Below are 24,999 nucleotides of genomic sequence, written 5' to 3' on the forward strand. Positions count from 1 at the left end.
GGCAATGCGATGACGACTACCGTACAAAACTATCTTGATAAAGGTCTGCGCGGCCTCTGGTACCCGGTGCTGGCCAGCTGGGAAGTTCAGTCTGCGCCCGTGGGGATCACTCGTCTGGGCGAACAGATTGTGGTCTGGCGCAACAAAGATGGCCAGGTGCAGGCGCTGGAAGATCGCTGTCCGCACCGTGGCGCGCGTCTGTCGATGGGCTGGAATCTGGGCGATCGTATCGCCTGCTGGTATCACGGCGTGGAAGTGGCGGGTAACGGCGAAGTGAAGGATGTGCCTGCGGTGGACAAATGTCCGCTGGTCGGCCAGCAGTGTGTGCGCAGCTACAACGTGCAGGAAGTGCACGGGGCCATCTTCCTCTGGTTTGGCGTTACCGCCGATCAGCAACCCGACGAACTGAGCTTCCCGGACGAATTGGCTGACACCGACGCCTACAGCAATTTTCTCTGCACCGCCGCGTGGAAATGCAATTACCAGTACGCACTGGAAAACGTGATGGACCCGATGCACGGCACCTATCTGCACTCTTCGTCGCACTCCATGGCGGAAGGGGATCGCAAAGCGGATATGGTTCTGCAGCCAACGAAAACCGGGTTTATCTTCGAGAAAAAAGGCCAGAGCGGCGTCAACTTCGACTGGGTTGAGCTGGGCAACAGCGGCACCTACTGGATGCGTTTGTCCATTCCTTATAAGAAGCGTTTCGGGCCGGGCGGTCACTTCTTCATTGTTGGCATGGTGGTGCCGGAAGATAACGATAACTGCCGCGTCTTCTTCTGGCGTATCCGCCGCGTGCAGGGCTGGCAGCGCGATATGTGGCGTTTCATGTACCGTAACCGTCTGGAAAAACTGCACTGGGAAGTCCTTGAGCAGGACCGCGTGGTGCTGGAGAGCATGGCCCCAGATGCACGGGAACACGAATACCTTTACCAGCATGATGTGGGCCTCTCGCGCCTGCGCCGCATGATGCAAAAAGCGGCGAAAGAGCAGTTGGCGGCGCGTGAAGCTCAGCAGGGAGCTGCCTGATGAATGGGCTGCTGAACGGGAAACGCATCGTGGTGACCGGTGCCGCGCGTGGGTTGGGCTTTCATTTCGCGAAAGCCTGCGCAGAGCAGGGCGCGGCGGTGGTGATGTGCGACATCCTTCAGGGCGAGCTGGCTGAAAGCGCGCATGGCTTAAGTGAGAAGGGCTATGCGATTGAATCACACGTTATCGATCTGGCCGATCCGCTCTCCATTTCGCGGGTGTTCAGCGCCATTGGCGAACAGGGACCGATCGACGGTCTGGTCAATAACGCGGCGATGGCGACCGGGGTCGGCGGCAAGGACATGCTTGATTACGATCCGGATCTGTGGGACCGGGTGATGAGCGTTAACGTCAAAGGCACCTGGCTGGTTACCCGGGATGCGGTACCGCTGCTGCGCGAAGGGGCAGCCATTGTCAATGTGGCTTCCGATACCGCGCTGTGGGGCGCGCCGCGTCTGATGGCCTACGTGGCCAGCAAGGGCGCCGTGATTGCCATGACCCGTTCAATGTCACGTGAGCTGGGTGAAAAACGCATTCGTATTAACGCCATCGCCCCGGGCTTAACCCGCGTCGAAGCGACGGAATATGTCCCTGCAGAGCGGCATCAGCTTTACGAAAACGGCCGGGCGCTCACCGGGGCGCAGCAGCCGGAAGACGTCACCGGCAGCGTGGTCTGGCTGTTAAGCGATCTGTCGCGGTTTATCACCGGCCAGCTGATTCCGGTCAACGGCGGTTTTGTCTTTAACTGAGGTAAAGCAAATATGGCAAGCGATCACGAAGTGAAGTACCTGGTGCCGGGGCTGGAGCGAGGCTTACAGCTGTTGCTGGCCTTTGGCGAGCAGCACCGTGAACTGACCTTTGCCGAGCTGCACAGGCTGGTCGATATGCCGAAAGCCACCGCCTACCGCGTGGTACAAACGCTGGAATACATGGGTTTTCTGGAGCGCAACACGCGAACCAATACCTTCTCGCTTGGCATGAACGTCCTGCGTCTGGGCTTTGAATACATCGCCTCACTGGATGTGGCGCAGGTCGGTCAGCCGGTCATCGAGCAGCTGCGTGACGTCAGCCAGTGCAGCAGTCATCTGGCGATCCGCGACGGGCGCGACATCATCTATATCGCCCGCGTCAGCGCCGCCGGTTCTCGCATCAATCAGGTGAGCATTGGTACCCGTTTGCCGGTGCACTGCACGTCGCTGGGTCGCATGCTGCTGACCGATATTTCGCGAGCCGATTTCGAACAGCTGTTCCCGCACGAACGTCTGCCGGGCAACACGCCGGGCCAGATCCACGACCGTGAAGCGTTGTGGCAGATGGTGCAGCAGGACAAAGCACGCGGCTATGTGATCGGCGAATCCTTCTTCCGTCATGGCATCTCCTCCATCGTTTATCCGGTGTATGACCGCAGCGGAAGGGTGGCGGCCGTGGTGAGCATTCTGGTGCCTTCGGAGGAGATCCCGCAGACCGATCGCGAGCGCCTGCAAAACGATGTCCGCATGGCGGCGGATAAAATTTCTGGCTTCTTAGGGTATTTGTCGCAGGCCAGTTAAATCAGCAGGTTAACGCCAGGCGCTTCATTGCGTCGGGCATGTTTTACGCCCAATCTGGGCCAGACGAGGCAACGAACGATGTGTATAACCGGAATTGAAAAGCTGGAATTTGGCGTCGAGAACCTGACGCACTGCGCCAAATTTATGCGTGATTTTGGCCTGACGGGCGATGCCAGCGGCCAGCGTTTTACTACCCTGAGCGGCGCGCGCGTGGAGCTTAATCCTGTCGACAGCCCTGACCTGCCGCCAGCGTTTGAAGCAGGAAATACGTTGCGCCGGATGACCTGGGCAGTCGCCACCCGGGACGATCTGGAGGCGCTGCGCCCGAAGCTTGAGAAGCAGCCCGGTTTTCGTGAGGTGGGCGACGCGCTGGAGTGCCGCGATCCGAACGGCATGACCCTGCGCGTACAGGTCAGCCATCAGGTGCCGGTGGAGCTGAACGTCGAGCCGATTAACCAGTGGGGCGATGCCCGCCGTATCGACACGCCAAGCCCGGTCTACGATCGCGCCCAGCCTATTAACGTGGGCCACGTGGTGTTCTTCGTGGAGGAACTGGCGGCGGTGGAGACGTTCTACCGTGAGGTGCTTGGGTTCCAGGTGTCTGACCGCTACATCAACCGTGCGGTGTTCCTGCGCTGTGGCGTGCGCGGCGGGCATCACAACCTGTTCCTTCTTCAGCTGCCTAACCGTAAGCGGGGTCTGAACCACGTGGCCTTTACCGTACGCGACATTCACGAGGTGATCGGCGGTGGGATAGCGATGAACAAAAACGCCTGGAGCACCTTTATTGGCCCGGGGCGTCATCCGGTCTCCTCGGCCTATTTCTGGTACGTCAACAGCCCAACCGGCGGGGCGTTTGAATACTACACCAACGATGATTACCTCACCGAAAACTGGCAGCCGCGCGAGCTGGAACATTCGCTGGTGTCGTTCACCGAGTGGGCGGTTGAGGGTGGGATTGACCACGACACTCGCCGTCAGCAGAAAAAGCCGGAGGCGGTATGACCTCGCGCATTGTCATTATTGGCGGCGGTCAGGCAGGTGGCTGGGCGGCGAAAACCCTGCGTGACGAAGGCTTCGACGGCGAGATTTGCGTCGTGGCGGAAGAGGCGTGGGATTTCTACGAACGCCCGCCGCTGTCCAAGGCTGCGTTACTGGAGCCGGACGCGCCGCTACCGCGTCTCTTTCCTGAAGCGGCGCAACAGGCATTGGACCTGACATGGTGCCGGCCGGTGCGCGCGGAATCTCTCGATCGTCACGCGAAAACGGTGCGCTTAAGCAACGGTGAATACCTTAGTTACAACATTCTTTTAATCGCTACCGGTGGTCGGGCGCGTCTGCCGGGCGATGCATGGGCTGCCCACCCGCAGGTCTATACCCTGCGCCACTGGCAGGACGCACAGCGGCTGAAGGCGCGCCTGGCAGAGAGTCAAAACCTGGCGATTATCGGCGGAGGCTGGATTGGCCTGGAGATTGCGGCCTCCGCGCGTAAATGTGGCGTCGACGTGACGCTGTTTGAGCAGCAGCCCGCGCTGTGCATGCGTTCGGTGAGTGCCGAGGTATCGCAGCAGCTGGAAACACTTCACCGCGAACAGGGCGTGGATATCCGCACCGGCTGCGGAACGCTGGAGCTTGAAGATAACAATGGTCTGCCGGTCATTCACTGTGACGGCAAGCGTGAAACCTTTGATGCCGTGGTCGTCGGGATCGGTGTTGATCTCAATCTGGAGCTGGCGCGCGATGCGGGTCTGCAGACTGAGCGCGGGATCGTGGTGGACGCTCAGGGGCGAACGTCGGATCCGTTTATTTTTGCTGCCGGTGATGTGGCCCAGCACCATCACTATGGGCTGTGCATTCAGTCGTGGGCCTTTGCCCAGAATCAGGCGGTTGCCACGGCAAAGGCGATGCTCAATCCCGATGCCCCCGGCTATGACGACGCGCCGTGGCTGTGGTCGGATCAATACCAGCACAACATTCAGATCCTCGGTATTCCGCAGGCCGGCTGCACAACCATTGCCCGGGATAATGCGCTGTTTTTCTCACTGGATGAAAACGGACGGCTGACCCAGCTGGTGGCGTTCAACGATGCGCGTACCGTCAAGCTGGCGAAGCGCTGGATGGCTGCCGGAAGGGATCTGTCCGATGTGCCGCTGGCTGACCCGACTTTTTCACTGATGTCATTGCGATAGCTAACCCGCACCCGTAGGGGGAGACATGACCACATTTGAGACTAACACCGCGCCGGTTGAGGCAAGCGGTGAGGGCACCCGCACGCCCGAAAAAGCGGTGCGCTGGGCCATCCCGCTGTCATTGCTGGCCTGCGTGCTGCTGGCATTTTTCGACAAAATCAGCATTGCGGCGCTCTTTTCCGACAGCCATTTCCAGCAGGCGATGGGCATTGATTTTGACACCACGCGCCTCGGCATTCTGATGAGCGCCTTTCTGCTGAGCTACGGCTTCTCATCGGTCTTTTTAAGCGGACTGGGGGACAAGATTGCGCCGCTTCGCCTGCTCACCGGCATGATGGTGGTGTGGTGCGTGCTGATGGTGGCTATGGGGTTTACCCATAACTACACGGTCATGATCGTCCTGCGCATTTTGCTGGGCGTGGCAGAAGGGCCGCTGTTTCCACTGGCGTTTGCCATTGTGCGGCATAACTTCCCGCAGCATCTGCAGGCGCGAGCGACCATGTTGTGGCTGCTGGGTACCCCGGTAGGCGCGGCGATTGGCTTCCCTCTTTCTATCTGGCTGCTGAATGCCTTCGGCTGGCAGAGTACCTTCTTTGTGATGGCGATGCTCACCGTGCCGGTGCTGGTGTTCGTGCGCATCGGTCTGCGCGGGATCCGTCTGGGTGCCAAACCGGCTGCGGATCGCGAATCACAGGATGAACGACGTGCCGCGCGGCGCGAGCTGTTTGTCAGCCCGCACTTCTGGATTATCTGCATCTTTAACATCGCGTTTCTCACCTACCTGTGGGGGATCAACGGCTGGCTGCCGGGCTATCTGATTAAAGGGAAAGGCATTCATCTTGAACACGCCGGCTGGCTGTCGTCGATGCCGTTTATTGCCATGCTGGCGGGCGAGGTGATTGGCGCATGGCTTTCTGACCGGGTCGATAAACGCGCGGTGGCCTGCTTTATCTCGATGGCTGGCGCGGGGTTAGGCCTGACGGCGGTCATGCATCTTGATACCCCGCTGGCCGTTATCGCGGCGATGAGCTTTAGCACCTTTATGTGGGGCACCGGTGCGCCGAACATTTTCGCACTGCTGGCGAAGGCTACCCATCCCCGGGTGAGCGCGACGGCGGGCGGTATTTTCAACGGGCTGGGAAACTTTGCAGGCGCGCTGTCGCCGGCGGTGATGGGCGCGTTGATCGCCTTCACCCACAGCATGGATTCCGGGCTGATTTTTCTGGCGGTGATGGCGGCGGTGGGCTGCGTCCTGTTACTGCCGCTGCTGAGACGTTACTGAGGAGAGTGTCATGACTGATTCAACCGTAACTGCAAAACCAGGCATTAAACCTGACCATCTGACCATGGAAGAGTGGGTCGAGTCGCGCATTGCGCGCTTTGAAGGGCGTAAATATGACTGGAACGCGCTGAAGTTCCAGGCCGATTTCGATCCTAAATATCGCCGTGCGCAGATGCGCTACATCGGTACCGGGGCGACGGGCGTGGCAAGCGATACCAATACCGTGCCGGCTGAGCACTTTACCTTCTCTACCATGGTGCTGCCGTCGAAGTGCGAGGGACCATTGCATCTGCATGACGACGTGGAAGAGGTGTTCTTCATGCTTAAAGGGCAGATCACGCTGATGATCCAGGACGGCGATCACTACACTGAAACCGTGCTGCGCGAACGCGATCTGATCTCCGTTCCGCCGGGCATCTATCGCGGTCTGTTCAATCATGGTGAAGAAGAGGCGCTGATGTGCGTGATGCTCGGCACCAACAAGCCGGAAATCCCGACCTATCCGGCCGATCACCCGCTGTCGAAAGTGAAGCGGAACTAAGGGGGCGCGATGACGGGCTTTCGTGAACAGGGAAGCGGCATCCCGCTGATGCTGCTCCACGGCATCAGCTCCGGCGCTGCCTCCTGGCATAAACAGATGGCGCTGAACGGTTTTCGCGTGCTGGCGTGGGACATGCCCGGTTATGGCGAAAGCCCGATGCTGGCAGTTGAGCGCGCCAACGCGGGGGATTACGCCGACGCGCTGGCGGCCATGCTGGATCGCGCGGGCGTCTGGCAGGTCGTTCTGGTCGGGCATTCGCTTGGGGCCCTGGTGGCAAGCGCCTTTGCGGCGAAGTATCCCGAACGCGTGCTGCATCTGGTGCTGGCCGATGCCGCGCAGGGTTACGGCCAGGCCGAGCCGGCGCAGCGCGAGCAGGTCTGGCGTAACCGGGAGCAGCAGATGGCGCTTGGGGGCGAGATCCTGGCGCAAACCCGGGCCGCTAAATTATTACGTCCGGGCGCGCGTGAGGACGATATTGCCACCGTTGCGGCGGGCATGCGCAAATTGCGCCCGGAAGGCTACCTCGCTGCCGCATGGATGCTGGCACATGACGATATTCACGGCTGGCTGAAGCGTTACGCCGGTGACTTTGAAGTCTGGTGCGGCGAGCAGGACGCCATTACCCAGCCTGAGCTGGTTCAGGGGCTGGCGCTACGTTACGGCATGCCGTTTACCGCGATTCCCCTGGCCGGGCACGCCAGCTATCTCGATAACGACGCGTTTTTTAATCAACAGCTTTTACGTATCAACGAAGAGGTGCGCGATGAATGCACAAATTGACGGGCGCGTAGCGGTAGTCACCGGCGGTTCTTCTGGCATTGGTTTTGAAACGCTGCGCTTGCTGCTGGGCGAGGGGGCAAAAGTGGCGTTCTGTGGCCGCGACCCGGACCGGCTTGCCATCGCGCATGCGTCGCTGCAAAACGAATTCCCTGATGGCGAGATTTTCTCTCACCGCTGCGACGTGCTGGACGCAGACCAGGTTCAGACCTTTGCCCAGGCCGTTAAGTCCCGCTTTGGCGGGACAGACTTGCTGATTAATAACGCCGGACAGGGGTATGTGGCGCACTTCAATGACACCCCGCGCGAGGCCTGGCTTCATGAAGCCGAACTGAAACTGTTTGGGGTGATTAACCCCGTGCAGGCTTTTCAGCCGCAGCTGGAGCAATCGGATATTGCCTCCATTACCTGCGTGAACTCGCTGCTGGCGCTGCAGCCAGAGGAACACATGATTGCCACCTCCGCAGCACGTGCCGCGCTGCTCAATATGACGCTCACGCTCTCGAAAGAGCTGGTGAGTAAGGGTATCCGCGTGAATTCCATTTTGCTTGGCATGGTGGAATCCGGTCAGTGGCGGCGTCGCTTTGAGAACCGGGCGGATAAAAGTCAGAGCTGGCCGCAGTGGACGGCGGATATTGCCCGCAAACGCGGCATTCCGATGGCGCGTCTCGGTAAGCCGCAGGAGCCTGCGCAGGCTCTGCTGTTCCTCGCGTCGCCGCTGGCTTCGTTTACCACCGGTGCGGCGCTGGACGTTTCCGGCGGCTTCTGCCGTCATCTGTAAGGACACATCATGAAAAAAATCATGTTAATCGGCTACGGTGCCATGGCGCAGGCGGTCATTGAGCGTCTGCCCGAGCAGGTTGCCATCGGCTGGATCGTGGCGCGCGAGACGCATCATGCTGCTATCCGCCAGCAGTTTGGCGATGCGGTGGTGGCACTGACCTCGCCCGCATTATGTACGGATACTCCCGATCTGGTGCTGGAATGTGCCAGCCAGCAGGCGGTAGCGCAGTACGGGGAAGCGATTTTACGCCGTGGATGGCATCTGGCGGTGATCTCCACCGGCGCGCTGGCAGACAGCGCGCTGGAACAGCGTCTGCTCAACGCAGGCGGAAAGCTGACGCTGCTCTCCGGTGCGGTGGCGGGCATTGATGGCCTGGCGGCAGCAAAAGAGGGCGGGCTTGAGAAGGTGACCTACCAGTCGCGTAAAAGCCCGGCCAGCTGGCGCGGCAGCTATGCCGAACAGCTTATCGATCTTAACGCCGTGTCCGAGGCGCAGATCTTCTTTGAAGGCAGCGCACGTGAAGCGGCACGACTGTTTCCGGCCAACGCCAACGTGGCGGCGACCGTGGCACTTGGCGGCGTGGGGATGGATGATACCCGTGTGCAACTGATGGTGGACCCGGCCACTCAACGCAATACCCACACGCTGCACGTCGAAGGGATGTTTGGCGAGTTCCATCTGGAGCTGAGCGGGCTACCGCTTGCCCGCAACCCCAAAACCTCCACCCTGGCGGCACTCAGCGCGGTTCGCGCCTGCCGTGAACTGACGCAGCGCTGAGGAGCGACGATGGACGATCTTAACATTTTCATTGGCGGCAACTGGCGGCGTGGCGGCGGTAACCTGATGCAGAGCCATTTCCCGGCAGACGGTGCGGTGAACGCCACGCTCCACGCGGCAAGCCTGGACGATCTGCAGGAGGCTATCGACGCCGGAGAGCGCGCGTGGCGCGATCCTGCCTGGCGTAACAGCCTGCCGCATACGCGTGCAAAGATCCTGCATAAGGTGGCGGATCTGATTGAGTCCCGCGTCGATGAACTGGCCCGCATGCAGAGTCGCGACAACGGTAAACCGCTGGCGGAAGCGCGAGGGTTGGTGATGAGCGCGGCAGGCACGGCGCGTTATTTTGCCGCCGCCTGCGAGCTGCTGGAAGGTGAACTGCCGACCCCACGCCAGCCTGATGTGCTTACCCTCAGCCGATATGAACCGCTCGGTGTGGTGGCGGCTATCACGCCCTGGAATTCCCCCATTGCCAGCGAAATGCAGAAAGTGGCGCCGGCCATTGCTGCCGGTAACGCGGTGGTTCTAAAACCAGCCGAAGCCACCCCGCTGATGGCGCTGGAGCTGGCGCGTATTTTTGAGCAGGCAGGCTTACCCGCCGGGCTGCTGAGCGTGCTGCCGGGCAAAGGCTCGGTGATTGGCGATGCGCTGGCGCGTCACCCGAAAGTGCGAAAAATCTCCTTTACCGGTGGCACCACCACGGGCCGTCATCTGGCGCACGTGGCGGCGGAAAAATTGATCCCGGCCTCGCTGGAACTGGGCGGTAAATCCCCGACCATCGTGCTGGAAGATGCCGACGTTGAGCTGGCTGCGCGCGGGATCTGCTACGGCATTTTCAGCTCTGCAGGTCAGGCCTGTATTGCCGGTTCGCGGCTCTTTATCCATGAGCGCCTTTACGCCCCGCTGATGGCGAGGCTGCTGGAATTAACGCGCGGCCTGCGGGTCGGGCATCCCTTTACCGACGGCACCCATGTGGGACCGCTGATTAACGACGCGCACCGCAAGAGCGTGCAGGCTTACGTTGAACTGGCAAAGCGTGAAGGGGGCCGCGTGCTGTGTGGCGGGGAGAGTCCTGCCGATCCACTGCTGGCAAACGGCAGTTACTTCCAGCCCACCATCATTGAAGGCCTGACCAACAGCGCGCGCGCCTGTCAGGAGGAGATCTTCGGCCCGGTGCTGGTGGCGATGCCCTTTAGCGATGAAGCCGCGTTGATCCGTGAGGCGAATGACTCCGTTTATGGCCTTGCCGCCGGGATCTGGACGCGGGATACCGGGCGCGCCCTGCGGCTGAGCGAGCAGCTTGAAGCGGGCACGGTGTGGATAAACACCTACAAAGTGTTTGCGATTTCGACCCCGTTCGGGGGCTTTAAAGAGAGCGGTCTGGGCCGCGAAAAGGGCATTCAGGGGCTGAAAGCCTGGATGCAGCAAAAGAGCATTTATCTGGCGACGGGTAACAGCGTCAACCACTGGTGCGACTGAGAAAGGGTGAGTAATGAGCGAAATGATAACCGTCGGCGACGCCATCGCCAGAACGCTGGAGCAGTATCAGGTTGAGGCCATCTACGGCGTCATCTCCATCCACAATTTACCCATCGCCGATGCGGTAGGGCAGCGCGGGAATATTCGCTTTGTACCCGCACGTGGCGAAGCGGGGTCGGTCACCATGGCCGATGCCCACGGCCGTTTTTCCGGGCTCGGCGTGGCGCTGACCAGTACCGGCGCCGGGGCGGGTAACGCCGTCGGCGCGCTGGTGGAAGCCATGAATGCCTGCACGCCGCTGCTGCATATCACGGGCCAGGTGGAAAAAGCCTGGCTGGATGCCGACACCGGTTTTATCCACGAAACCCGCGACCAGTTGACCTTCCTGAAGGCCAGCTCAAAACGGGCATACCGCATCAGCAACGCGAACCAGGCGATAGCGATCCTTCACAAGGCCATTCAGGAGGCGCAAACTCCGCCGTGCGGGCCGGTCTCCGTGGAGATCCCGATTGATATTCAGGGGGCGAAAATCCCCGTGTCGCTGATCACCGCTCCGGTGAAACCGACGTCGGTTTCCGCGGTTGATACGGCAGTGGTCGACACGCTGTGGGCGCAGCTTAAACAGGCCAGACAGCCGCTGCTGTGGCTGGGTGGCGGAGCGCTCGGTAGCGCTGATGCGGTAAAAAAACTGGCGGATGCGGGAGTGACGGTTATCTCCAGCACCCACGCGCGCGGCGTGCTGCCGGACAGCCATCGCGCCAGCCTGCGGGCGTTTCATAACTCGCCGTCAGTTGAGGCGTTGATCGCCCAGTGCGACTTTACGCTGGTCGCCGGCTCACGCCTGCGCAGCAACGAAACCCGCTCGTGGACGCTTGAATTACCGCATCCCCGCGTCCAGATCGATATCGACCCCGCGGCGGCGAGCCGCAACTATCTGATGGACACAACCCTTGTGGCGGACTGCGCGGCGCTGTTAACCGCGCTGGCGGCTAAAGCGCAGGGGCGGGAATGGGGCGATGCACAGTGGGATACACAGGTGCAGCAGGCGCTGGCGAAAGCCGTTGCGGGACTGCGTGAGCAGTGCGGTGCTTATGCGAAGCTCAACGACGCCATCGAGAACGCGCTGCCGCAAGATGGCCTACTGGTTCGTGATATCACCGTTTCCGGAAGCCTGTGGGGCAGCCGTTTGTTCCGCGCCAACGGACCGCTGATGAACATTCACTCGCTGGCAGGCGCCATCGGCATGGGGCTACCGATGGCGATTGGCACGGCGATTGCCAACCCGCAACGCAAAGTGGTGGGGCTGGTGGGCGATGGTGGCGTAAGCCTGAATCTGGGCGAGATGGCAACGCTGGCGCAGGAGAAGGCCAACGTGACGCTGCTGGTGATGAACGACGGCGGTTACGGCGTCATGCGCGGCATTCAGGACAAGTATTTCGGCGGGCGTCAGTATTATAACGAGCTGCATACCCCGGACTTTACGCAGCTGGCGCATGCGATGGGGTTACAGGCGTGGAGCGTCGAACGGGCGGAGGATTTTGAGGCGGTGATGACCGAAGCGCTTGCCATGCCAGGACCATCGGTAGTGGAAGTGCGGATGGGACAGATTGGCGCGCTGAAGTTTGCCGGGCCGCCGCAGAAGACGTTGTACTAAACGTGTTTACCCTCACTCGCGCCCTCTCCCTTAGGGAAAAGGGCGGGTGAGGGGCTTAATCAGAACACGTTAAACGGGTATTCCACGTACGCGCGGATCTCATCCCCGCCCACGTTATAGTCGCTGGCGTTGCTGGACACGCGCAGGACGGAGTAACGGAGTTTCAGTTTCAGATCTTTAGCCGGGCCGTCCTGCACCTGATACTGGATCTGGTTAAACCACTCATGCTCTTTACCGTTGCTGGTTTCAGAGGTCTTGATGTTGTCGCCACGCACGTAAGCTGTGGTCCAGCTCAGGCCTGGTAAACCCAGACCGCCGAAGTCCAGCGCGTAAGAAGCCTGCCAGGAGCGCTCGTCTTCGCCGTTGAAATCAGACCAGTAAGAGTTCGCCAGCCAGATGGTATTGCCGCCGTCACCTACGCCACCCTGATCGCGATAGCTGCCATAGTGATAGCCGGTGCTGCCGCTGCTCTGCTGATACGCCACCTTGAAGGTATGAATATCCCAGATGTAGCTTGCCGCCAGGCTCCAGATGCTATTGCTGCGTCCGGTATCAAGGCTGTCTGCGTAGCGCTGATCCAGGCGTGAGTTATAGCCGTTGAAATCGAGCACCAGTTGTTGCCCGGTGCTGAACGGCTGTTTGAAGTTCATTCCCAGGTACTGCTTGTTCATCACCTCTTCCACATGAGAGGCATACAGCGCACCGCTGAACTGGTCGTTGAACTGGTAGCTCGCACCGCCGAAGGAGAGGCTCTTCAGGCCGCTGTCGTGGCGGTCGTCACTTTTGCGCTGCTCATCGGTGAAGTAACCGGCGTTCACTTCCAGACCCGCGATCTCTTTTGAGGTCAGCATGGTGCCGGTAAAGCTTTCAAACAGCAGACGGGAATTGTCGGCATTAACAATCGGTAATTCCGGACGCTGGTTACCGTAGCTCAGCACGGTATTGGAAATACGCATTTTTGCTGTGGCGCCAAATTTCGCCAGATCGGATTTAGCCCGGCCATCGTCTTCCTGTTTAAAGAAGTCAATGCCGCCCGCGCCGCTCTTTCCACGACCGCCGTCCAGACGCACGCCATACTGGGCAATGCCGTCCACACCAAAGCCAACCAGCCCTTCGGTATAGCCTGATTCAAACGTGGCAACGATACCCTGACCCCATTCGGCTTTGTCCTGCTGGCCCTGATGATAATCACGGCTGATATACGCATTGCGTAAAAACAGATCTAAATGGCTGTCGTCAACAAAGCCTTTGCTGTCGGATTGCTGGCTTGCAACGGCGGGTAATGCGGCGAATAAACTTAACGCAATTAATGATAATTCTTTTTTCACGGAGGGAACGTCTCTGTCTTAATATTGTAAATTGAATTACTGCGAGCTCGATAATTACCCGAATGGTAAATGATTGCAATAATTATGTGACGAGACGTTTCAGGGCGATAAGCCAGTGTTTGCGCGGCTTAGAAAGGTACTCAAGTACTATTACCGATATGTGCGGTTAAATTAACAATTCATGCGAAATAAAAAGGAGGCAAATATGCCTCCTTTCGAATTATTTAATTCCGTCTGCGGCCATACGGTCGCGAATATGCTGTGCGCGCTCTTCTGACGCCGGGTGGTCATCAAACATAGAGCTCTGGCGACCGGCTTCCAGTTTGGCCAGTTTTTCGAAGCTGGTGGCTAAACCTGATGGATTAATGCCGCGTTTGCGCAACAGATCGTAGGAGTAGTCATCCGCTTCGGATTCCTGACGCTGCGAGAACTGAGAGTTAACCAGTTTTTCACCCACATCGCCAAGCTGCGACTGTGACAGGCTGCCGACGATACCGCCCGTAGACGCCGCCGCGGCGCGGATGGCGTTAGTGCCTAACGCAACCTGCATGCCTTTCTTCACGTGGCCAAGTGCAACGTGGCCCATTTCATGGCCGATAACCGCTTCAACTTCGTTGTCGGTCATCATATCCATCAGCCCGCTGTAAACGCGGATGCAGCCGTTCGCCATCGCGAAGGCGTTTACATCTTTGGCCATGTACACCTTATAGTTCACCGGCTGGCCGTTAATGTTATCACCCAGCGCGGAGGCTATCTTATTCAGACGCTGCGTGTAGGTACTATTGGCCGGGGCAAGCGTGGCTTTTCCGTCCATATCTTTACAGGCCTGGTCGCTCAGCGCTTTAACCTGTGCGTCGCTCAGGGAGTAGGCCTGAAAGGCTTCTGCGCCTGAGGACATCAGGCCGTTAGAATCCATATTCTGACAGCCGCTCAGCAGGAGCGTTGTACCCAGGGCCAGCACTATTGCACGCATTTTCATGATGTCGCTTCCGTACTCGTTAATCTGAATAAAATCTGAAAAGTGCACCGGCAACGAAGCCGGGGTCGGGCTAAGTATAAGGAATATCTACGGGGCCGGGCGAGCAGATTGCGCAACATGCGAGCATGATCCAGAGATTTCTTAAGCTGCAAAAGAATGCTCCATGTACATGACATGCCGCTTGGGTTACATTGTTGGCACTTTTTTCCGGCGTAGCCCAAAACGCGCTGTCGTCAAGGGCATGGCCTTTAACAGTCCGATCTGGAGTTAAAATGTCCTCACGTAAAGAGCTTGCTAATGCTATTCGTGCGCTGAGCATGGACGCAGTACAGAAAGCCAAATCTGGCCACCCGGGCGCCCCAATGGGTATGGCTGATATCGCCGAAGTCCTGTGGCGAGATTTCCTGAACCACAACCCGCAGAACCCTTCCTGGGCTGACCGCGACCGTTTCGTGCTGTCTAATGGCCACGGCTCAATGCTGATCTATAGCCTGCTGCACCTCACTGGCTACGATCTGCCAATTGAAGAGCTGAAAAACTTCCGCCAGCTGCACTCCAAAACGCCAGGTCACCCGGAAGTGGGTTACACCGCAGGTGTAGAAACCACCACCGGCCCGCTGGGTCAGGGTATTGCTAACGCGGTGGGTATGGCGATTGCCGAGAAAACCCTGGCCGCGCAGTTCAACCGTCCAGGTCATGACATTGTTGACCACTTCACCTACGCATTCATGGGCGACGGCTGCATGATGGAAGGCATTTCTCACGAAGTGTGCTCCCTGGCAGGTACCCTGAAGCTGGGCAAACTGGTTGCGTTCTATGACGACAACGGCATCTCCATCGACGGTCACGTTGAAGGCTGGTTCACTGACGACACCGCGAAGCGTTTCGAAGCTTACGGCTGGCACGTTGTGCGTGGCGTTGACGGTCACGATGCTGACTCGATTAAACGTGCAGTAGAAGAAGCGCGCGCTGTGACGGACAAGCCGTCACTGCTGATGTGCAAAACCATCATTGGTTTCGGTTCCCCGAACAAAGCGGGTACCCACGATTCCCACGGTGCGCCACTGGGCGACGCGGAAATCGCACTGACGCGCGAAGCGCTGGGCTGGAAATATCCTGCTTTCGAAATCCCATCTGAAATTTACGCGCAGTGGGATGCTAAAGAAGTGGGTCAGGCGAAAGAATCCGCATGGAACGAGAAGTTCGCTGCCTATGCGAAAGCCTTCCCACAGGAAGCGGCTGAATTTACCCGTCGTATGAAGGGTGACATGCCGTCTGACTTCGACGCCAAAGCGAACGAGTTCATTGCTAAACTGCAGGCGAACCCATCCAAAATCGCCAGCCGTAAAGCCTCTCAGAATGCGATTGAAGCGTTCGGTCCGCTGCTGCCAGAATTCCTGGGCGGCTCCGCTGACCTGGCGCCATCTAACCTGACAATCTGGTCTGGTTCTAAAGCAATCAACGAAGACACTGCCGGTAACTACATCCACTACGGTGTGCGTGAATTCGGTATGACCGCGATTGCGAACGGTATCTCCCTGCACGGTGGTTTCCTGCCGTACACCTCTACCTTCCTGATGTTTGTCGAGTACGCGCGTAACGCCGTGCGTATGGCTGCGCTGATGAAACAGCGTCAGGTGATGGTCTACACCCACGACTCCATCGGTCTGGGCGAAGATGGCCCAACTCACCAGCCGGTAGAGCAGGTGGCTTCCCTGCGCGTGACGCCAAACATGAGCACATGGCGTCCATGCGACCAGGTTGAGTCCGCCGTGGCGTGGAAATACGGTGTTGAGCGTCAGGACGGCCCAACCGCACTGATCCTCTCCCGTCAGAACCTGGCACAGCAGGAGCGTACTCCAGAGCAGCTGGCGAACATCGCCCGTGGTGGTTACGTGCTGAAAGATTGCGCGGGTCAGCCAGAGCTGATCTTCATCGCGACCGGTTCTGAAGTTGAGCTGGCTGTTGCCGCATGGGAAAAACTGTCTGCCGAAGGCGTTAAAGCGCGCGTGGTTTCCATGCCGTCTACCGATGCGTTCGACAAGCAGGATGCCGCCTACCGCGAATCCGTACTGCCTAAAGCCGTTACCGCGCGCGTGGCAGTAGAAGCGGGTATCGCTGACTACTGGTTCAAATATGTGGGCCTGAACGGCGCAATCGTCGGCATGACCACCTTTGGTGAATCTGCTCCGGCAGAGCTGCTGTTCGAAGAGTTCGGCTTCACCGTTGAAAACGTTGTCGCGAAAGCAAAAGAACTGCTGTAATTGTTTGTAGGGGAGGGGCGCGAGCCCCTGTCCGTGCTCTCGCTGAGAAGAGGGCGCAAACACCCTAAACGGTAACCTTTGGGTTACCGTTTAGTTTTTTTCACGCAATCCGCCTTATATGTCCACTATTCCTCAAACATGTAACGTTCCTGTGAATTATTCCATCCAAAATGTGACGCAAGTCATATAGCGCGCTTATTGCTCTGGACAGACATTCCTTTTATTCCCTGATTCGCTTATTCTAGCTGAAGCGTTTCAGTCGATTAAATGTTCGACAATTGACCAATCAATCGCAGTTTGTGACAGCAAGGATTCCCCTTCGGGCGTAGCTGGATTACTCTTTCAGCCACCTCAAACTCAGGGATAGCTTTGCAGGAGATCTATGACCGTACGCGTAGCGATTAATGGCTTCGGTCGCATCGGGCGTAACGTGGTTCGTGCTTTATATGAATCCGGGCGTCGGGCGGAAATAACCGTGGTGGCTATCAACGAACTGGCGGATGCTGCGGGCATGGCGCATTTGTTGAAATATGACACCAGCCACGGACGCTTTGCCTGGGATGTTCGCCAGGAAAGAGATCAGCTGTTTGTCGGCGACGATGCCATCCGCGTGCTGCATGAGAGCAGTATTGCCGGGCTACCGTGGCGTGAACTGGGTGTGGATATCGTACTTGACTGTACTGGCGTATACGGTAACCGCGAGCATGGCGAAGCGCATCTGACAGCAGGTGCGAAAAAAGTCCTGTTTTCCCATCCTGGCAGCAACGACCTCGACGCGACCGTCGTATTTGGCGTGAATCAGCATGAGCTGCAAGCCGAACACCGCATTGTTTCCAACGCCTCCTGCACCACCAACTGCATTATTCCGGTCATCAAACTGTTAGACGATGCGTATGGCATTGAATCCGGCACCGTAACCACGATTCATTCAGCGATGCACGATCAGCAGGTGATTGACGCCTATCATCCGGACTTACGACGCACGCGAGCCGCGAGCCAGTCAATCATTCCGGTGGACACAAAACTGGCGGCAGGTATCACCCGTTTTTTCCCGCAGTTTAATGATCGTTTTGAAGCAATTGCCGTACGTGTACCGACGATTAACGTCACCGCAATTGACCTGAGCGTGACGGTGAAAAAACCGGTAAAAGCCTGTGAAGTCAACCTGTTGCTGCAAAAAGCAGCACAGGGGGCATTTCATGGTATAGTTGACTATACGGAATTACCGTTGGTCTCAGTAGATTTTAACCACGACCCGCACAGCGCCATTGTCGATGGCACTCAAACGCGCGTCAGTGGCGCACACCTTATCAAGACGCTGGTCTGGTGTGATAACGAATGGGGCTTTGCTAACCGAATGCTCGACACCACGTTAGCAATGGCCGCTCAAGGTTTCAGGTAAGACGCATCGTGCGTCTGCAAAACTTTAAGAATCAACGAGAGGATTCACCATGTCTGTAATTAAGATGACCGATCTGGATCTGGCTGGTAAACGCGTTTTCATCCGTGCTGATCTGAACGTACCGGTTAAAGATGGCAAAGTGACCAGCGACGCGCGTATCCGTGCATCTCTGCCAACCATCGAACTGGCTCTGAAGCAGGGCGCTAAAGTGATGGTGACCTCCCACCTGGGTCGTCCAACTGAAGGCGAGTACAATGAAGAGTTCTCTCTGCTGCCAGTTGTTAATTACCTGAAAGACAAACTGTCGAACCCGGTTCGCCTGGTAAAAGATTACCTGGACGGCGTAGACATCGCTGCCGGTGAACTGGTTGTTCTGGAAAACGTTCGCTTCAACAAAGGCGAAAAGAAAGACGACGAAGCGCTGTCCAAAAAATACGCTGCACTGTGTGACGTATTCGTGATGGACGCCTTCGGTACTGCTCACCGTGCGCAGGCTTCAACCCACGGTATCGGTAAATTCGCAGACGTCGCGTGTGCCGGTCCTCTGCTGGCTGCTGAGCTGGACGCACTGGGTAAAGCGCTGAAAGAACCTGCTCGTCCAATGGTTGCAATCGTTGGTGGTTCTAAAGTTTCTACCAAACTGACAGTACTGGATTCCCTGTCTAAAATCGCTGACCAGCTGATCGTTGGCGGTGGTATCGCGAACACCTTCGTGGCGGCACAAGGCCATAACGTCGGTAAATCCCTGTACGAAGCGGATCTGGTTGACGAAGCAAAACGTCTGCTGACCACCTGCGATATCCCGGTTCCAACGGATGTTCGCGTCGCGACTGAGTTCTCTGAAACAGCGACTGCGACCCTGAAATCTGTTAACGACATCAAAGATGATGAGCAGATTCTGGACCTGGGCGACGTTTCTGCACAGAAACTGGCTGAAATCCTGAAAAACGCAAAAACTATCCTGTGGAATGGTCCTGTTGGCGTGTTCGAATTCCCGAACTTCCGCAAAGGTACTGAAATCGTTGCTAACGCTATAGCAGACAGCGAAGCGTTCTCTATCGCAGGCGGCGGTGATACGCTGGCAGCAATCGACCTGTTCGGTATTTCTGACAAGATCTCCTACATCTCCACTGGTGGCGGCGCATTCCTCGAGTTCGTGGAAGGCAAAGTACTGCCAGCAGTAGCAATGCTCGAAGAGCGCGCTAAGAAGTAAGCCATTCAAGGGCAGGGAAACCTGCCCAATTTTCAGCGCGCTTTATGAGCTCGCACCTTTTCTAACGGCCGAAGATACAGGACTAAGCAACATGTCTAAAATTTTTGATTTCGTAAAACCTGGCGTGATCACTGGTGATGACGTTCAGAAAGTGTTCCAGGTAGCTAAAGAAAACAACTTCGCTCTGCCAGCAGTTAACTGCGTTGGTACCGACTCCATTAACGCCGTACTGGAAGCTGCTGCAAAAGTTAAAGCACCGGTTATCGTTCAGTTCTCTAACGGTGGCGCAGCATTCATCGCTGGTAAAGGCGTGAAAACTGACGTTCCTCAGGGCGCGGCAATCCTGGGCGCAATCTCTGGTGCGCACCATGTACACCAGATGGCTGAACACTACGGTGTTCCGGTTATCCTGCACACTGACCACTGCGCGAAGAAACTGCTGCCGTGGATCGACGGTCTGCTGGACGCGGGTGAAAAACACTTCGCAGCGACCGGTAAGCCACTGTTCTCTTCTCACATGATCGACCTGTCTGAAGAGTCCCTGCACGAAAACATCGAAATCTGCTCTAAGTACCTGGCGCGCATGGCCAAAATGGACATGACCCTGGAAATCGAACTGGGTTGCACCGGTGGTGAAGAAGACGGCGTGGACAACAGCCACATGGACGCTTCTGCACTGTATACCCAGCCAGAAGACGTTGATTACGCTTACACCGAGCTGAGCAAAATCAGCCCACGCTTCACCATCGCAGCGTCCTTCGGTAACGTACACGGCGTTTACAAACCAGGTAACGTGGTTCTGACCCCAACCATCCTGCGTGATTCTCAGGAATACGTTTCTAAGAAACACAACCTGCCGCACAACAGCCTGAACTTCGTCTTCCACGGCGGTTCCGGTTCTTCTGCTCAGGAAATCAAAGACTCCGTAAGCTACGGCGTAGTGAAAATGAACATCGATACCGACACCCAGTGGGCAACATGGGACGGTATCCTGCAGTACTACAAAACGAACGAAGCTTACCTGCAGGGCCAGCTGGGCAACCCGAAAGGCGAAGACCAGCCGAACAAGAAATACTACGATCCACGTGTATGGCTGCGTGCTGCGCAGACTTCCATGGTGGCGCGTCTGGAGCAGGCTTTCAAAGAACTGAACGCGGTTGACGTTCTGTAATTTAAGCTCCTCATAGCATCAGAAGGCCCGCGAATGCGGGCCTTTTTTTATGCTTTTTCAATGGTCTGCCCGGCCCGTTTATGTGATCTGTTTGGCAAAACCGGTCCTTTTTGTTTACCCTTTACTGACCTGCCTGTCTCCATGGGGGATGGATTTTGTGTTTTGGGATAACAAAAGGAAGACTAAATGGAACAACTCGATGTTGTAGACAGCATCAATAATGCCGGTAACTGGCTGGTGCGCAACCAGGCGCTGCTGCTGAGCTATGCCGTTAACATCGTCGCGGCGATTGCCATCATCATCGTCGGGATGATCGTGGCGCGTATCGTATCAAACGCCGTAAACCGCGTGATGCTGGCGCGTCACATTGACGCCACTGTGGCTGACTTCCTCTCTGCACTGGTGCGCTACGGTATTATTGCCTTTACGCTGATTGCTGCACTGGGGCGTGTTGGCGTACAGACTGCCTCGGTGATTGCTGTTCTCGGTGCCGCCGGTCTGGCCATTGGTCTGGCGCTGCAGGGGTCGCTCTCGAACCTGGCAGCGGGTGTGTTGCTGGTAACCTTCCGTCCGTTCCGCTCTGGCGAGTACGTTGACCTGGGCGGTATTGCCGGCACCGTACTGCAGGTGCAGATTTTCTCAACCACCCTGCGAACTGTTGATGGCCGTATCGTAGTGGTACCGAACGGGAAAATCATCGCGGGCAACATCATTAACTTTTCCCGCGAGCCGGTACGTCGTAACGAGCTGATTATCAGCGTGGCGTATGATTCTGATATCGATCAGGTGAAATCGCTGATCGCCAATATCATTGCCTCCGACGATCGTATTTTGAAAGATAAAGAGCAGACCGTTCGCCTGAACGAGTTGGGGGCATCCTCCATCAACTTTGTCGTGCGCATCTGGAGCAAAAGCAGCGATCTGCAAAACGTTTACTGGGATGTTCTGGAACGTATCAAACGTGATTTTGATGCCAACGGGATCAGCTTCCCGTATCCACAGATGGACGTGAACCTTAAACGCGAGAAAGAAGCCGAGTAATCCTCTTCCTCAGCAGGCCCGGTGAGCGGCAACGCCACCGGGCCTTTTTATTAGCAATACTAATCACCAATTAATATTATCAATTTCCTCTAATAAGATTCTCGCAGTATAGTCAGCTCCCAGGACAACTTGCTGAGAATTTATTCATGTTATCTTATTATTTTCAAGGTCTTGCATTAGGTGCGGCCATGATCCTTCCCCTTGGCCCGCAGAACGCGTTCGTGATGAACCAGGGCATTCGCCGTCAGTATCATCTCATGATTGCCCTGCTGTGCGCGGTGAGCGATTTGCTGCTGATCTGCGCCGGAATCTTTGGCGGCAGTGCGCTGCTGATGCAGTCTCCCTGGCTTCTGGCGCTGGTGACCTGGGGTGGGGTAGCGTTCCTGCTGTGGTATGGGTTTGGCGCGCTGAAAACGGCAATGAGCAGCAATCTCGAACTGGCGAGCGCCGAGGTCATGAAGCAGGGCCGCTGGAAGATTATCGTCACCATGCTGGCGGTCACCTGGCTCAACCCGCACGTTTATCTGGATACCTTTGTGGTGCTGGGCAGCCTGGGTGGGCAGCTCGACGTTGAGCCAAAACGCTGGTTTGCCCTGGGTACCGTCAGCGCCTCATTCCTGTGGTTCTTCGGTCTCGCGATTCTGGCGGCATGGCTGGCCCCGCGTCTGCGTACCGCTAAAGCCCAGCGGATCATCAACACGCTGGTGGGCGTGGTGATGTGGTTTATTGCCTTTCAGCTGGCAAAAGAGGGGATTCATCATGTTCAGGAATTGCTCAACTAAGCGTTGTCTTATGGACAACTGAGCGAGAGCCGCTAAGCTTGCTGGCATGCGCCCTGTTGTTGGGCACTCTTCGCAACATGGAGGAATGACAGTGAAGTTTAAAGTGATGGCCCTGGCGGCATTAGTGAGTTTAGGTACGGTGTCGGTGCAGGCAAGTGAATTGCCTGATGGCCCGCACATCGTCACTTCAGGCACCGCAAGCGTGGATGCGGTACCCGATGTTGCAACGCTGGCAATTGAAGTGAACGTGGCCGCGAAAGATGCCGCTTCTGCCAAGAAGCAGGCTGACGATCGTGTTGCGCAATATCTCTCTTTCCTGGAGCAGAACGGTGTCGCTAAAAAAGACATCAGCTCTGCCAACCTGCGTACCCAGCCTGATTACGACTACCAGAACGGTAAAAGCATCCTGAAAGGCTACCGTGCCGTGCGCACCGTTGAAGTAACCGTGCGTCAGCTCGATAAACTGAACTCGTTGCTGGATGGCGCGCTGAAAGCGGGTCTGAACGAAATTCGTTCCGTCTCACTGGGCGTTGCGCAACCGGAAAAATACAAAGACCAGGCGCGTAAAGCCGCCATTGATGATGCAATCCATCAGGCGCAACAGCTGGCGTCCGGGTTCAACAGTAAGCTCGGTCCGGTATACAGCGTGCGTTACCACGTCTCAAATTATCAGCCAAGCCCGATGGTACGGATGATGAAGGCCGACGCGGCGCCGGTGTCTGCTCAGGAAACTTATGAGCAGCCGACGATTCAGTTCGACGATCAGGTTGATGTGGTATTCCAGCTGCAGCCGACCCAAAGTCAGCAGACTGAGCCGGCAAAAGCGCAGTAATCTGTCTTCACGATCCCCCTCTCCCGTCAGGAGAGGGGAATTGTTCCTTAATCCTGTCTCAACACCTTATGCCCATACGCCAGCAGCGCGTCGGTGACGTTGCGCATCATGCGGCTTTCTGGCGCAAAACGGTGCCAGTAGAGCATCCGGCGCTGATATAGCCCCGGCGTTAAGTCAATCAGCTCACCGCTTTTCAACTCTTTCTCTATCTGCAGGTGCGGGATCATACAGCAGGTGGTGCCCTGACGTGCGAGCTGCACAAACGCTTCAGACGAGTTCACGATATGACATGGCACGCTGCCCGGCGGCAGATCGAAGTTTTGCTGCAGGAAGGCCTGATGCATATCGTCCAGATGGTCGAACGCCACCGCAGGGGCTTTCAGCAGCGCGGCGCGGGTGACGCCGTTCGGGAAGTAGCGCTCGGCAAACGCTTTTGAGCCGACAAACAGGTAGTCCAGTGCGCCCAGCTGATCGACAAGACAGCTCGGCAGCGCCTGAGGCTGGATACTGACTGCCCCAACCACTTCACCGCGACGCAGGCGCTCCTGCGTACGGGTTTCATCTTCAACCTGCAGATTCAGGCGAATCGGGGAGTCCGCTAACACCGGCGCAAGGGCCGGCAACAGCCAGGTTGCCAGACTGTCGGCGTTCACCGCCAGCGAGAGCAGCAGCGGCGTTGAGCCGGTCTGTTCGTCGCCCAGCCACTCATCTTCGAGCAGTTCAACCTGGCGCAGCAGGGCGAGGAGCTTTTGCCCTTGCTCCGTTGGACGCGGTGGAACGGTACGTACCAGCAGAGGCTGCCCGAACATGTTTTCCAGCTGCTTGATGCGTTGTGATACGGCGGACTGAGTGATACAAAGCTTTTGCGCTGCGCGCTCAAAACCGCGTTCACGAATAACTGCATCAAGTGCCTGTAGTGTTCTGTAGTCCGGACGTTTCATTGCTCTGGCTGACTCCTTAATTTTGCTTAATCTGCACTATGACACAATTTTCCCTTCGTGGCAGACGAAATCCACCCGACGTGTTCTATAATGCGGCCTACGTTTTCACACCACAGGCTAAACGATCATGACGCAGGATGAACTGAAAAAAGCAGTAGGATGGGCCGCTCTCCAGTATGTGCAACCGGGTACCATTGTCGGTGTTGGTACGGGCTCGACGGCGGCACACTTTATCGATGCGCTGGGCACGATGAAAGGGCAGATCGAGGGCGCAGTTTCCAGCTCCGACGCTTCCACGGAAAAGCTGAAAAGCCTTGGCATCACCGTTTTCGATCTGAATGAAGTTGACCGTCTTGGCATCTACGTTGATGGCGCGGATGAAATCAACGGCCATATGCAGATGATCAAAGGCGGCGGTGCGGCGCTGACGCGTGAAAAAATCATCGCCTCCGTGGCGGATAAATTCATCTGTATCGCCGATGCGTCAAAGCAGGTTGATATCCTGGGTAAATTCCCGCTGCCGGTAGAAGTGATCCCAATGGCGCGTAGCGCTGTGGCGCGTGAACTGGTGAGACTGGGTGGACGCCCGGAATATCGTCAGGGCGTCATCACTGATAACGGCAACGTGATCCTCGACGTTCACGGTCTGGAAATTCTCGACGCCATTGCGCTGGAAAATGCCATTAACGGTATTCCAGGCGTAGTGACTGTAGGGTTATTCGCCAACCGTGGCGCGGATGTCGCGCTGATCGGCACGGCAGATGGCGTGCAAACCATCGTAAAATGATCTGATGGGGGGAGACCTCCCCCCGCTAAAAAAATTTTGAAAAGCTAAATTTGGTGACTTGTGTCACGCTTTTTACCTCTCGTTTGCCGATCCTGCCGCATTCGCAAATTTCTACAGCATTTTCCTCTGTCATTTTGCTCTGTATGACTTTTCTTCAGAGTGCCGACGCAAACGTTCATATTGCTGCAATAGTT

General features: G+C 57.1%; 23 protein-coding genes. 20 read left to right on the forward strand and 3 right to left on the reverse strand.

Annotated elements, in window-relative coordinates; all coding sequences use genetic code 11:
• Positions 1–9: 9 nt before the first annotated feature.
• The 12 genes from HV157_RS18645 to HV157_RS18700 all read left to right on the forward strand — a co-directional run bounded on the left by HV157_RS18645 (position 10) and on the right by HV157_RS18700 (position 12,065).
• A complete protein-coding gene (locus HV157_RS18645; RefSeq protein ID WP_020883703.1) occupies positions 10–1,032 on the forward strand; it encodes an aromatic ring-hydroxylating dioxygenase subunit alpha in 1,023 nt (340 codons plus the stop codon).
• Entirely contained in the window at positions 1,032–1,781 is a 750-nt protein-coding gene (locus tag HV157_RS18650) for an SDR family oxidoreductase (RefSeq protein ID WP_182268816.1), read from the forward strand. The genes HV157_RS18645 and HV157_RS18650 overlap by 1 nt, the downstream gene beginning before the upstream one ends.
• Positions 1,782–1,793: 12 nt before the next feature.
• Entirely contained in the window at positions 1,794–2,582 is a 789-nt protein-coding gene (locus tag HV157_RS18655) for an IclR family transcriptional regulator (RefSeq protein WP_020883705.1), read from the forward strand.
• Positions 2,583–2,660: 78 nt separating this feature from the next.
• Positions 2,661–3,587 carry a VOC family protein gene (locus tag HV157_RS18660; protein WP_040018853.1) on the forward strand — a complete coding sequence of 309 codons (927 nt, stop codon included), beginning with the start codon at positions 2,661–2,663 and terminating at the stop codon, positions 3,585–3,587.
• Positions 3,584–4,771, forward strand: a complete 1,188-nt coding sequence (locus tag HV157_RS18665) for an FAD-dependent oxidoreductase (protein ID WP_182268817.1) — start codon at positions 3,584–3,586, stop codon at positions 4,769–4,771. Before HV157_RS18660 ends, HV157_RS18665 begins: the two co-directional genes overlap by 4 nt.
• Before the next feature lie 25 nt (positions 4,772–4,796).
• Positions 4,797–6,053: an MFS transporter gene (locus HV157_RS18670; protein WP_025203265.1), complete on the forward strand. Its 1,257-nt coding sequence runs from the start codon at positions 4,797–4,799 to the stop codon at positions 6,051–6,053.
• Positions 6,054–6,063: 10 nt separating this feature from the next.
• Positions 6,064–6,594 carry a cupin domain-containing protein gene (locus tag HV157_RS18675; protein WP_014171547.1) on the forward strand — a complete coding sequence of 177 codons (531 nt, stop codon included), beginning with the start codon at positions 6,064–6,066 and terminating at the stop codon, positions 6,592–6,594.
• A gap of 9 nt (positions 6,595–6,603) precedes the next feature.
• A complete protein-coding gene (locus tag HV157_RS18680; RefSeq protein ID WP_025203266.1) occupies positions 6,604–7,374 on the forward strand; it encodes an alpha/beta hydrolase in 771 nt (256 codons plus the stop codon).
• The gene (locus tag HV157_RS18685) at positions 7,358–8,152 is read left to right on the forward strand and encodes an SDR family oxidoreductase (RefSeq protein ID WP_182268819.1); all 795 of its coding nucleotides are present in this window, start codon (positions 7,358–7,360) and stop codon (positions 8,150–8,152) included. The genes HV157_RS18680 and HV157_RS18685 overlap by 17 nt, the downstream gene beginning before the upstream one ends.
• Before the next feature lie 9 nt (positions 8,153–8,161).
• The gene (locus HV157_RS18690) at positions 8,162–8,932 is read left to right on the forward strand and encodes an aspartate dehydrogenase (protein WP_182268820.1); all 771 of its coding nucleotides are present in this window, start codon (positions 8,162–8,164) and stop codon (positions 8,930–8,932) included.
• A gap of 9 nt (positions 8,933–8,941) precedes the next feature.
• A complete protein-coding gene (locus HV157_RS18695; protein WP_121339810.1) occupies positions 8,942–10,411 on the forward strand; it encodes an aldehyde dehydrogenase in 1,470 nt (489 codons plus the stop codon).
• Between the two features lie 13 nt (positions 10,412–10,424).
• Entirely contained in the window at positions 10,425–12,065 is a 1,641-nt protein-coding gene (locus tag HV157_RS18700; RefSeq protein ID WP_182268821.1) for a thiamine pyrophosphate-binding protein, read from the forward strand.
• 59 nt (positions 12,066–12,124) lie between these two features.
• Here HV157_RS18700 and HV157_RS18705 read toward each other — a convergent pair whose 3' ends face one another.
• Positions 12,125–13,393 (reverse strand): OprD family outer membrane porin, encoded by a 1,269-nt coding sequence (locus tag HV157_RS18705; RefSeq protein ID WP_020883713.1) that lies wholly within the window; start codon positions 13,391–13,393, stop codon positions 12,125–12,127.
• A gap of 220 nt (positions 13,394–13,613) precedes the next feature.
• Positions 13,614–14,372, reverse strand: coding sequence for a M48 family metallopeptidase (locus HV157_RS18710; RefSeq protein WP_020883714.1), 759 nt, complete (start codon positions 14,370–14,372; stop codon positions 13,614–13,616).
• Positions 14,373–14,644: 272 nt separating this feature from the next.
• On the opposite strand from HV157_RS18710, the gene tkt reads away from it, so the two are divergent.
• The 7 genes from tkt (at position 14,645) to HV157_RS18745 (ending at position 23,077) form a co-directional block, all read left to right on the forward strand.
• The gene (gene tkt, locus HV157_RS18715; protein ID WP_020883715.1) at positions 14,645–16,636 is read left to right on the forward strand and encodes a transketolase; all 1,992 of its coding nucleotides are present in this window, start codon (positions 14,645–14,647) and stop codon (positions 16,634–16,636) included.
• A gap of 382 nt (positions 16,637–17,018) precedes the next feature.
• The gene (gene epd / locus HV157_RS18720) at positions 17,019–18,038 is read left to right on the forward strand and encodes an erythrose-4-phosphate dehydrogenase (RefSeq protein ID WP_014171537.1); all 1,020 of its coding nucleotides are present in this window, start codon (positions 17,019–17,021) and stop codon (positions 18,036–18,038) included.
• 49 nt (positions 18,039–18,087) lie between these two features.
• Positions 18,088–19,251 (forward strand): phosphoglycerate kinase, encoded by a 1,164-nt coding sequence (gene pgk / locus HV157_RS18725; RefSeq protein ID WP_014171536.1) that lies wholly within the window; start codon positions 18,088–18,090, stop codon positions 19,249–19,251.
• A gap of 91 nt (positions 19,252–19,342) precedes the next feature.
• Complete coding sequence (gene fbaA, locus HV157_RS18730) at positions 19,343–20,422, forward strand: class II fructose-bisphosphate aldolase (protein ID WP_014171535.1); 1,080 nt, start codon at positions 19,343–19,345, stop codon at positions 20,420–20,422.
• Positions 20,423–20,608: 186 nt separating this feature from the next.
• Complete coding sequence (mscS, locus tag HV157_RS18735; protein WP_014171534.1) at positions 20,609–21,463, forward strand: small-conductance mechanosensitive channel MscS; 855 nt, start codon at positions 20,609–20,611, stop codon at positions 21,461–21,463.
• A 146-nt stretch (positions 21,464–21,609) separates the two neighbouring features.
• Positions 21,610–22,245 (forward strand): arginine exporter ArgO, encoded by a 636-nt coding sequence (argO, locus tag HV157_RS18740; protein ID WP_014171533.1) that lies wholly within the window; start codon positions 21,610–21,612, stop codon positions 22,243–22,245.
• A 91-nt stretch (positions 22,246–22,336) separates the two neighbouring features.
• On the forward strand, positions 22,337–23,077 hold the full coding sequence (locus HV157_RS18745) for an oxidative stress defense protein (RefSeq protein ID WP_182268822.1): 741 nt from the start codon (positions 22,337–22,339) through the stop codon (positions 23,075–23,077).
• Between the two features lie 47 nt (positions 23,078–23,124).
• Here the strand turns inward: HV157_RS18745 and argP are convergent, their stop codons facing one another.
• Positions 23,125–24,018, reverse strand: a complete 894-nt coding sequence (gene argP, locus HV157_RS18750) for a DNA-binding transcriptional regulator ArgP (protein WP_008499727.1) — start codon at positions 24,016–24,018, stop codon at positions 23,125–23,127.
• A 127-nt stretch (positions 24,019–24,145) separates the two neighbouring features.
• Between argP and rpiA the strand changes: the two genes are divergently transcribed.
• Entirely contained in the window at positions 24,146–24,805 is a 660-nt protein-coding gene (rpiA, locus tag HV157_RS18755; protein ID WP_014171530.1) for a ribose-5-phosphate isomerase RpiA, read from the forward strand.
• Positions 24,806–24,999 lie beyond the last annotated feature (194 nt).

Source organism: Enterobacter sp. RHBSTW-00318 (assembly GCF_014101375.1).
GTDB classification, from domain to species: Bacteria; Pseudomonadota; Gammaproteobacteria; order Enterobacterales; family Enterobacteriaceae; genus Enterobacter; species Enterobacter ludwigii.